A 9,491-nucleotide genomic window follows, 5' to 3' on the forward strand; every position below is an offset into this window, starting at 1 on the left:
CGCCGCAGACGCCCGGCACAAGACCGACCTGCTGCGCCGCAAGGGCCTGGCGGAGGCGCTCGCGGCGACCTCCTCCGTACTGAGCCTGGAGGAGGACGGGCACGGCACCCGCATCGTCGTCGACAAACTGGTGCACGGCCGTACCGAGGCCGGCAGCACGGGCGTCACCCTGCTGCCGACCGTCTTCGGCTGGCCGCACTTCTTCGCCCTGTACGCGCCGGGCTGGCAGCCCGTGATCCAGTACCCGGCCGCCGCCCACGAGGTCGGCGGCGCCGAGTCGGTGGAGACGGTGAAGCTGCGCCTGGAGGCGCTGACCCACCCGATGCGGATGAACCTGTGCCGCCACCTCGCGCGCGGGGCGTACTCGACGAGCGAGCTGGCCGACTCACAGGACATCACCGCACCGGAAGTCTCCCGCCACCTCGCCGTCCTGCGCAAGGCCGGGCTGCTCACCACCCGCCGCCGGGGCCGCTACGTCCTCCACCAGCTCGACCTGTCGGTCGTGGCCCGGATCGGCAGCGACTTCCTGGAGTCCGTCCTGCGTTAAGTGTGCTGTCCCGGGAGGTCAGGCCTGGGCGGCGCCGACCAGCGGGCGGTGGCAGGCCACCGTGCGGCCGGGTGCCACTTCCCGGTGGCGGGGCTCCTCGGTGGCGCAGCGGGAGTCGGCCAGGGGGCAGCGGGTGCGGAAGCGGCAGCCGCTGGGCGGGGCGAGCGGGGAGGGCGGGTCGGCGGGGAGCAGGCCGGTGTCGCGCAGCGGGCGGCCGGGTTCGGGGACGGCGGCGAGCAGGGCGGCGGTGTAGGGGTGGGCCGGGGCGGCGAGCACGGCCTCGGTGGGGCCGCGCTCGCAGACGCGGCCGAGCTGGAGCACGGCCACCTCGTCGCTCACCGCCCGGACCACGCCGAGGTCGTGGGAGATGAACAGGCCGGCCAGTCCGCGCTCCTCGGTGAGCCCGCGCAGCAGGTTGAGCACGGTGGCCTGGGCCGAGACGTCGAGCGCGGAGACCGCCTCGTCGGCGATCAGGACGCGCGGCCCGGCGGCCAACGCCCGGGCGATGGCGACCCGTTGGGCCTGTCCGCCGGAGAGCTGGTGGGGCCGGCGGTCGCCGAACAGGGCGGGCGGCAGGCCGACGGCCTCCAGCTGCCGGGTGACGGTCTCCTCGCGGTCGCGGGCCGGGTCGGGGTGGGCGTCGAGGGGTTCGGCGACGAGGTCGCGGACCCGGCGGCGCGGGTTGAGGGAGGAGAGCGGGTCCTGGAAGACCATCTGGAGGCGGGGCCGGACGGCCCGCAGGGCGCGCGGGGAGAGCGCGGCGAGGTCGGTGCCGTCGAGGGTGACGGTGCCGGTGGTGGGCGGGGGCAGCCGCAGCAGGGCCTTGGCGATGCTGCTCTTGCCGGAGCCGGACTCGCCGACCAGGGCGAGGGTGCGGCGCGGGTACAGGGCCAGGTCGACGCCGCTGACGGCGTGCAGCGGGCCGGAGCGGGTGCGGTGGACGACGCTCAGGCCGGTGGCCTCCAGGACGGGCCGTCCCGGTGTGGCGGCGTCGGGGCCCACGGCTTCGGGGGAGGTGGTCATGCCGCGGGCTCCAGTTCGTCGGGGATGTCGGCTTCGGTGAGCGGGAAGTGGCAGTCGGCGGTGTGGCCGTCCGCCGAGGCGTGGGCGGGCGGGGCGGTCGTGGTGCAGAGCTCCGTCGCCCGTTCGCAGCGCGGGGCGAAGGGGCAGCCGGGGGTGGGCCGGGTGAGGTCGGGCGGCGAGCCGGGGATGGCGGGCAGGGTGCGGCGCAGCGGCCCGGTGACCCGGGGGACGGAGCGCAGCAGGGCCGCGGTGTAGGGATGCCGGGGGGTGCGGGTGACGGCCTCGGTGGGGCCGGTCTCGACGATCCGGCCGCCGTACATGACGGCGATGCGCCGGGCCCGCCCGTACAGCAGGCCGATGTCGTGGGTGATCAGCAGGGTGGCCAGGCCCCGTTCGACCCGGTGCTGGTCGAGCAGGTCGAGGACGGTGCGCTGGACGGTGACGTCGAGGGCGGTGGTGGGTTCGTCGGCGAGCAGCAGGGCGGGTTCGCCGGCCAGGGCGGCGGCGATGCCGACGCGCTGGCGCAGGCCGCCGGAGAGCTCGTGCGGGTGGGCGCGGGCCCGCCGGGCGGGGTCGGGGACGTCGACGGCGGCGAGCAGTTCGGCGGCGGTGCGCAGCCGTTCGCGCCGGGAGAGGCGGCGCCGGTTGGTGATCGACTCGGTGACCTGGTCGGCGATCCGGACCACGGGGTTGAGCGAGGTCATCGGGTCCTGGTGGACCATCGCGATGCCGGTGCCGAGCAGTTCGGCGCGGCGGGCGGGGGTGGCGGCGAGCAGGTCCTCGCCGTTCAGCCGGATCTCGCCGGTGGCGACGGCCCGGGTGGTGCGGGACTCGACGCCGAGGACGGTGCGGGCGAGCACGGACTTGCCGGAGCCGGACTCGCCGACCACGCCGAGGCACTCGCCGGCCGCGATGCTCAGGCCGACGCCGTGCAGGACGTGCAGGGCGCGGCCGTCGGGGGTGTGCAGGACGGTGTCCAGCGAGCGGACGTCGAGGACGGGGGCGGAGGTCATCCGCGCACTCCCTTCGTGGTGGGGGGCTTCGGGGCAGTGGGCTTCGGGGCGGCGGGAGTGCCCGAACGCAGCTGCTCCCCGAGGTAGTTGAGGGCGAGGACGGTCAGGCAGAGCACCGCCGCGGGCGCCAGCGAGATCCACGGCGCGCTGCCGAGCGCGGTGCGGCCCTCGGCGATGATGCCGCCCCAGGAGGGCTCCGGCGGGCGCAGCCCGAAGCCGAGGAAGCTGAGCGAGCCCTCGGCGACGATGGCGACGGTGGTGGCGGTGAAGGCGAAGGTGAGGGCGACCGGCACGACGTGCGGGACGATCTCGCGGCGCAGGATCCGCAGCGGGGCGGTGCCGATCATGCGGGCGGCCTGGACGAAGCCGCGCTCGCCGAGCGAGAGCACGACGGCGCGCACCACCCGGGTGAAGTGCGGGACGGTGAACAGCCCGATCAGGGTGCCGATCACGGTGAGGCTCGGGCCGCGCAGCGAGACCGTGATCATCACCAGGATCAGGCTGGGCACGGACATCAGCAGGTCGGTCGCGAAGCCGATCGCCTTGTCGACCGGGCCGCGGAACCAGCCGGCGGCGAGGCCGAGCGCGCCGCCGCCGAGCAGGCCGACCAGGATGGTCAGGGCGGCGACGGTGAACGAGGCGCGGGCGCCGGCGACGGTGCGTTGCAGGACGTCCCGTCCGGCGGCGTCGGTGCCCAGCCAGTGGCCGGGGCCGGGGGCGGCGGAGGGGTGGGCGAAGTCGCCGTGCAGCGGGTCGAAGCCGGGCAGCAGGGGCAGCAGCAGGGCGGCGAGGGCGACCAGGGCCAGCCAGGCCGCGGCGGCGAGCACACCGGCCGGGGGCCGGCGCCGGGCGGTGCGGGCCTGACCGGCGGTCACAGCGACGGTCTCGGCGGTGCTCAAGGGCTCAACGGTGCTCATGGGCGATCCTCGGGTCGATCGTGCGGTACAGCAGGTCGACCGCGAAGGTGGCCGCGACCACGCCGAGGGCGCTGACCACCACGACGGCCTGGACGACCGGGAAGTCCCGGCCGGCGATGGCGGCGGAGGCCAGGCTGCCGACGCCGGGCACCGCGAACAGCGACTCGACCAGCACCGACCCGCCGAGCGAGGTCCCGATGCCGATCCCGATCAGCGTCACCAGCGGCAGGCTGGACGGCCGCAGGGCGCGGCGCAGCAGCAGCCGGGTGGTGCCCATGCCGCGGCTGCGGGCGGCGGCGATGTACGGCTGGTCGAGGGTGTCGAGCAGTTGTCCGCGCAGGGTGCGGGTGAACACGGCGGCCTCGGTGAGGCCGAGGGTGAGTGCGGGCAGCACCAGGTGGCGGAGGTTCTCGGCCGGGTCCTCGGTGAACGGGGTCCAGCCGGTGGCGGGCAGGACGCGCAGCTGGACGGCGGCGATCCAGATCAGCAGCAGGCCGAGGGCGAAGCCGGGGACGGCGAGCCAGCCGAAGGTGCCGGCGGTGGCGATCCTGTCGAAGGTGCCGCCGGGCCGCCAGGCGGAGAGCAGGGCGACGGGCACGGCCAGGCAGAGCGCCACCAGCTGGGCGGCGAGGAAGAGTTCGAGGGTGACGGGGATGCGGTCGGCGAGTTCGGTGGTGACGGCGGCTCCGGTGGACAGCGAGTGGCCGAGGTCGCCGTGCAGGGCGTCGCCGATCCACTGCCAGGTGGCGGCGAACAGGTTGCGGTCCAGGCCGAGCCCGGCCTCGTAGGCGGAGATCTGCTCGGGGGTGGCGGTGGGGCCGAGGGCGGCGACGGCGGGCGAGCCGGGCATCAGGTGGGGCAGGGCGAGGGCGGCGACGGTGACCAGCAGCAGGACGGCCGCGGCGCGGCCGACCCGTCCGCCGTACCGCAGGGCGGTCCGGGTGCCGGGGGTCATCGCTTCACCCACAGGGTGGCGGGGGAGAGGTTGAGGACGGTGCGCTTGGAGAGGTCGGGCAGGCCGCCGACCTTGGCGGTGGAGAGGAAGCCGACGGTGTTCTCGGTGAGGAAGGCCATCGGCGCCTCGTCGACGACCCGCCGGGCGGCCTGGCCGTAGGCGGCCGAGCGCTTGGCGGGGTCGGTCGAGGCGCGGCCCTCGGTGATCGCCTTGGCGGCCTCCGGGTCGGTCCAACCCATGAAGTTGTACGGCGAGTTCGGCAGGTAGAGGCTGCCGAGCGCGGTGTCGGTGTCGCCGAACATGCTGGTGATGAAGTCCAGCACCTGGAACTTGCGCTGGAGCATCGCGGTGCCCAGGCTCGCGTTGTCCATCGGCTTGATGGTCATCCTGATCCCGGCCTCGCCGAGCATCTGCTGGAGCACGGTGGCGCGCTGCTGGGCCTCGGGGCGGCTGTCGACGAGGTAGTCGAAGGCGAGGTCGGGGTGGCCGGCCTCGGCGAGCAGGGCGCGGGCCCTGGCCGTGTCGTGGGCCGGGTACGCGCCGGCGGTGCGGTACGGGGAGCGGGAGCCGATCGGGCCGTCGGAGACGGCGCCCTGGCCGAGGAAGACGACCTTCTCCAGGGCCTCGCGGTCGATCGCGTACTGCACGGCCCGGCGGACCCGGACGTCGTCGAAGGGCGCGGCCTTGGTGTTGAAGACGACGGTGCTGGTGGAGCCGGGCCCGGTGGCGGTGCGCAGCCCGTCGGCGGCGGCCTGCTTGAGCTGGCCGGGCGTCTCGGTCCAGATCAGGTCGGTGTCGCCGGAGCGCAGCGACTGGTAGCGGCTGTCGGCGTCGGACAGCACCCGGTAGACGAGCTTGTCGGCGTGGCCCTTGGTGCCCCAGTAGGCGGGGTTGCGGGCGAGGGTGACGGAGACTCCGGGCTGCACGCTCTCCACGGTGTACGGGCCGGAGCCGACGGCGGGGGAGTCGCCGGACGGCGCCTCGGAGATGTAGCCGAGGGAGCGGGTGAACAGGTTGGGGAAGGCGGCGTCGGGGGCCTTGAGGGTGAAGGCGACGGTGGTGGGGCCGGTGACGGCGGTGGTGGCGATCGCGGCCGCGTCGAGGGCGCAGGCGCACTTGCTCTCCGGCTTGGCGAGCCGGGCGACATGGTCGGCGACGGCCTGGGCGTCCAGCGGCTTGCCGTCGCTGAAGGTCACGCCCTCGCGCAGGTCGAGGGTCCAGACCGTGGCGTCGGTGTTGGGCGTGAAGGACTTGGCGAGGTACGGCTGGACGGCGCCGTTGTCGCCGTTGACCATCAGCGGGTCGTACAGGGCGTTGGCGAGGACCATCATCGGCATCTGGATCAGGGTTCCGTCGGCCGGGTCGAGCTTGGCGAACGGCCGGTCCAGGCCGATCTTGAGCGTGCCGCCGTCCACGGCCGGCCCGTCGGCTGCCGCACCGGTGTTCCCGGCGCCGCCGCCGGTGCCGGACAGCGCGTCGTCGGAGGCGGAGCAGGCGGTGAGGGTGAGGGCGGCGGCGAGGGCCGCCGATGCCAGGAGGTAGTGCCGCTTCATGGTTCCTCGGTTCGGGGGAGTGGGGGCGGCCAGGGGGAGTGAGGCCGCCGACGCGACACACCATTCCGGAAGTGGCAGGACTGCCAAAAGGCAGTTGTGCAAATTCCGGATGACGAAACCCGGAAGAGTCGGCGCTCGCCTTGAGCGGGCCCGGCCGGACGTGGTTCCGTACTCATGGCGGCCCCCTCGGCGGCCCCACCCACCGACACGACCGACACTCAACTCACCGAACGGGAGCGGAAGAACGATGCAGGGGACGGACACCGCGGCGGAGCAGGGCATGCGCGACCGGAAGAAGGCGCGCACCCGCGACAGCATCCGCAGCGCGGCGCTCGACCTCTTCGAGGAGCAGGGCTACGAGCGCACCACCGTGGACCAGATCTGCCGCCGCGCCGACGTCGCCCACCGCACCTTCTTCCGCTACTACCCGGCCAAGGAGGCGCTGCTGTTCGGCTGGGACTTCGGCCAGGTCGTCCTCGACGCCTTCGCCGCCGCCCCCGCCGAACTCCCGCTCTGGGCCGCGCTCGACCACGCGCTGACCGTCACCGGCGGACGGCTGGAGGAGCCCGTCGAGCACACCGAGCGCCGCCGCCGGCTGCGCCGGGGCCTGCTCGACGTGCACTCCGTGCACAACTACGCCCTGGTCGTCATCGACGCCTTCACCGAACGCACCGTCACCATCGCCGCCGAGCGGCTCGACGTCGACCCGGCCACCGACCTGCGTCCGACCGCGCTCGGCGCGATGTTCGGCGGCATGGTGCGGCGCCACGTCCTGATCGGTTCGGAGAGCGGCACCCTGACCGACTGGGTCAGGGCCTACCGGGACGTGCTCGCCACCGCGGGCTGACCCGACCCCGTACCCCGTCCTTCCCGGGCGCGCCGCAGGCCGCCCGGACGGCACCGCACGCCCTCTTCCCCTTTTGCACACCCCCCGCACGACTTTTGCACACCCCCCGCACGACCCGAAAGGCCTCCGCATGTCCCTGGTCAACTTCCGCGACCCCGCAGTGCTCGCCGACCCCGCGAGCCGCTGGATCCGTCCCGGCGCCCTGTTCCGCTCCGCCCAGCCCTTCCCCGCCGCCGACGCGGCCGTCGTCGCCCAGCTGGGCGAGCACGGCATCACCACCGTCGTCGACCTCCGGGGCGAGGCCGAGACCGGCCCCGAGGACTGGGCCGCCGCCGAGGCCGCCGGCATCGCCGTCGTCGCCGCCCGGATCGAGCCGACCAACGACGAACTCGCGCGGGCCATGCGGACCATGACCACCGCCGAGGACCTCGGCGCCTTCTACCTGCTGATGGCCGAGTCCGCGCCGCGGGCCCTCGCCGCCGCCGTGGAGGCCACCGTCCGCCCCGGCGGGGTGCTGGTGCACTGCGCCGCCGGCAAGGACCGCACCGGGCTGCTCACCGCGCTGCTGCTGGAGCTGCTCGGGGTGCCGGCCGAGGAGATCGTCGCCGACTACGCCCGCACCAACGAGGCGATCCAGCAGATCTGGGCCGGGCTCGCCGACCGCAACCGTGCCGCCCTCAACGAGGTCGAGGCCGGCCGGATGGTCGTCCCCGCCCCGCTGCTGGAGGCCCCCGCCGGGGCGATGAGCGCCTTCCTCGACCTGGTCCGGGCCAGGCACGGCGGCGCCGCCGGCTTCCTGGCCGCCTGCGGGGTCACCGCCGAGACGATCGAGGCCTTCCGTACCAAGGCCGCCGCGTCGAACACCGCCGAGGTGACGGCATGCTGACCGTCCTGCACCACACCGACGGCACGCCCTTCCGCGACCTCAACCACAACGGCACCATGGAGCCCTACGAGGACCCGCGGCTGCCCGTCGAGAAGCGGGTCGAGGACCTGCTGGCCCGGATGACCCCGGAGGAGAAGGCCGCGCAGATGCTGCACGGCCGGATGCTCCCCGGCGACCAGGGCCCGTTCCCCTCCGGCGCCGATCTGATCACCGGGCGCGGCCTCACCCACTTCGCCATGATGGCCGTCCCCGACCCGCGCGCGATGGCCGCCTGGAACAACCACGTCCAGGACCTCGCCGCGGCCGCCCGGCTGGGCATCCCCGTCACCCTCTCCTCCGACCCCCGGCACGGCTTCACCGCCAACCCGGCCACCGCCCACACCGGCGGCGGCTTCAGCACCGGCCCCGAGCCGATCGGCCTCGCCGCCACCGACGACCCCGACCTGGTGCGCCGCTACGCCGACCTGATCCGCCGCGAGCTGTGCGCCGTCGGCATCCGGGTCGCCATCCACCCGATGGCCGACCTCGCCACCGAGCCCCGCTGGGCCCGGATCAGCGGCACCTTCGGGGAGGACCCGGAGCGCGCCTCGCGGATGATCACCGCCTACATCGAGGGCCTCCAGGGCGGGCCGATCGGCCCGGACAGCGTCGCCTGCATGACCAAGCACTTCCCCGGCGGCGGCCCGCAGGCCGGCGGCGAGGACTCGCACTTCGCCGCCGGACGCCGACTGGTCTACCCCGGCGGCGAGTTCGAGACCCACCTGCGGCCCTTCGAGGCGGCCTTCGCCGCGGGCACCGCGCAGATCATGCCCGCCTACGCGATCCCCTCCGGCAGCGGCCTCGCCGAGGTCGGCGCCAACTTCAACCGGGACGTCATCACCGGCCTGCTGCGCGGTCGTTACGGCTTCGACGGCGTGGTCTGCACCGACTTCAACGCCATCACCGGCATGGACGTCCCCGGCGTGGTCACTCTGCCCCCGCGGCACTGGGGCGTCGAGGAGCTGTCCGTCGCCGAGCAGGTCGCGCTGACCCTGGACGCGGGCGCCGACCAGCTCGGCGGCGAGACGGACCCGGAGCTGATCCTGGCCGCCCTCCGCTCCGGCGCGGTCACCGAGGCCCGGCTGGACGAGTCCGTCCGCCGCATCCTGCGCGACAAGTTCCGCCTCGGCCTCTTCGACGACCCGTACGCCGACCCGGACGCCGCCGCCGAACTGGTCGGCGCCCCGGAGGGCCGGGCGCTCGGCCGCGAGGTCCAGCGCCGCTCCGTGGTCCACCTGGCCGGCGAGCCGCGCAGCGCCACCCGGCTGTACGTCGAGGGCGTCGACCCGGCCGTCGCCGCCCGGTACGGCACCGTCGTCGAGGACCCGGCGCGGGCCGACCTGGCCGTCGTCCGCCTCGCCACCCCGTACGAGCGGCGCGAGGGCCTGCTGGAGCGGCACTTCCACAGCGGCTCGCTGGAGTTCGAGCCGGCCGAGGCCGACCGGCTCGCCGCGCTGGCCGCCGTCGTCCCCACGGTCTTCGCGGCCCAGCTGGAGCGGCCCGCCGTGCTGACCCCGCTCGCCCCGCACGCGGCCCTGCTGATCGGGGAGTTCGGCGCCGCCGACGAGGTCGTCCTGGACGCCGCGCTCGGCCGCGCCCCGATGACCGCGACCCTGCCGTTCGACCGGGGCGCGGCGGTGTTCGGCGACCCGGGCGGCGGCGCGGGCGGGGGAGGGAACCTCACCCGGACCGTCACCAGGCTCGCCCCCGG

The 9,491-nt window shown here is 75.0% G+C and carries 9 protein-coding genes; 4 read left to right on the forward strand and 5 right to left on the reverse strand.

The window, feature by feature from the left end; all coding sequences use genetic code 11:
* The coding region (locus ACWDCZ_RS37060) for a DUF5937 family protein (RefSeq protein ID WP_449818209.1) at positions 1 to 547 on the forward strand (547 nt) is incomplete at its 5' end.
* An 18-nt stretch (positions 548 to 565) separates the two neighbouring features.
* Here the strand turns inward: ACWDCZ_RS37060 and ACWDCZ_RS37065 are convergent.
* From ACWDCZ_RS37065 to ACWDCZ_RS37085, 5 genes are read right to left on the reverse strand one after another with little or no spacing between them, the layout of a single operon-like run.
* Positions 566 to 1,570, reverse strand: coding sequence for an ABC transporter ATP-binding protein (locus tag ACWDCZ_RS37065; RefSeq protein WP_375873077.1), 1,005 nt, complete (start codon positions 1,568 to 1,570; stop codon positions 566 to 568).
* The gene (locus ACWDCZ_RS37070; RefSeq protein ID WP_449818210.1) at positions 1,567 to 2,583 is read right to left on the reverse strand and encodes an ABC transporter ATP-binding protein; all 1,017 of its coding nucleotides are present in this window, start codon (positions 2,581 to 2,583) and stop codon (positions 1,567 to 1,569) included. The genes ACWDCZ_RS37065 and ACWDCZ_RS37070 overlap by 4 nt, the downstream gene beginning before the upstream one ends.
* On the reverse strand, positions 2,580 to 3,500 hold the full coding sequence (locus ACWDCZ_RS37075; RefSeq protein ID WP_449818211.1) for an ABC transporter permease: 921 nt from the start codon (positions 3,498 to 3,500) through the stop codon (positions 2,580 to 2,582). The genes ACWDCZ_RS37070 and ACWDCZ_RS37075 overlap by 4 nt, the downstream gene beginning before the upstream one ends.
* Positions 3,487 to 4,455: an ABC transporter permease gene (locus ACWDCZ_RS37080; protein WP_074002736.1), complete on the reverse strand. Its 969-nt coding sequence runs from the start codon at positions 4,453 to 4,455 to the stop codon at positions 3,487 to 3,489. Before ACWDCZ_RS37080 ends, ACWDCZ_RS37075 begins: the two co-directional genes overlap by 14 nt.
* On the reverse strand, positions 4,452 to 6,008 hold the full coding sequence (locus ACWDCZ_RS37085) for an ABC transporter substrate-binding protein (RefSeq protein ID WP_449818212.1): 1,557 nt from the start codon (positions 6,006 to 6,008) through the stop codon (positions 4,452 to 4,454). The genes ACWDCZ_RS37080 and ACWDCZ_RS37085 overlap by 4 nt, the downstream gene beginning before the upstream one ends.
* Positions 6,009 to 6,255: 247 nt before the next feature.
* Here ACWDCZ_RS37085 and ACWDCZ_RS37090 point away from each other — a divergent pair, with 247 nt between their 5' ends.
* From ACWDCZ_RS37090 to ACWDCZ_RS37100, 3 genes are all read left to right on the forward strand, one after another.
* The gene (locus tag ACWDCZ_RS37090) at positions 6,256 to 6,855 is read left to right on the forward strand and encodes a TetR family transcriptional regulator (RefSeq protein WP_388045390.1); all 600 of its coding nucleotides are present in this window, start codon (positions 6,256 to 6,258) and stop codon (positions 6,853 to 6,855) included.
* Positions 6,856 to 6,985: 130 nt separating this feature from the next.
* Entirely contained in the window at positions 6,986 to 7,741 is a 756-nt protein-coding gene (locus tag ACWDCZ_RS37095) for a tyrosine-protein phosphatase (RefSeq protein WP_449818213.1), read from the forward strand.
* Positions 7,735 to 9,491, forward strand: a 1,757-nt coding sequence (locus ACWDCZ_RS37100) for a glycoside hydrolase family 3 protein (RefSeq protein WP_449818214.1), incomplete at its 3' end; no start/stop codon positions are given. The genes ACWDCZ_RS37095 and ACWDCZ_RS37100, both read left to right, overlap by 7 nt.

The sequence above is a fragment of the Kitasatospora sp. NPDC001225 genome (genome assembly GCF_053597855.1).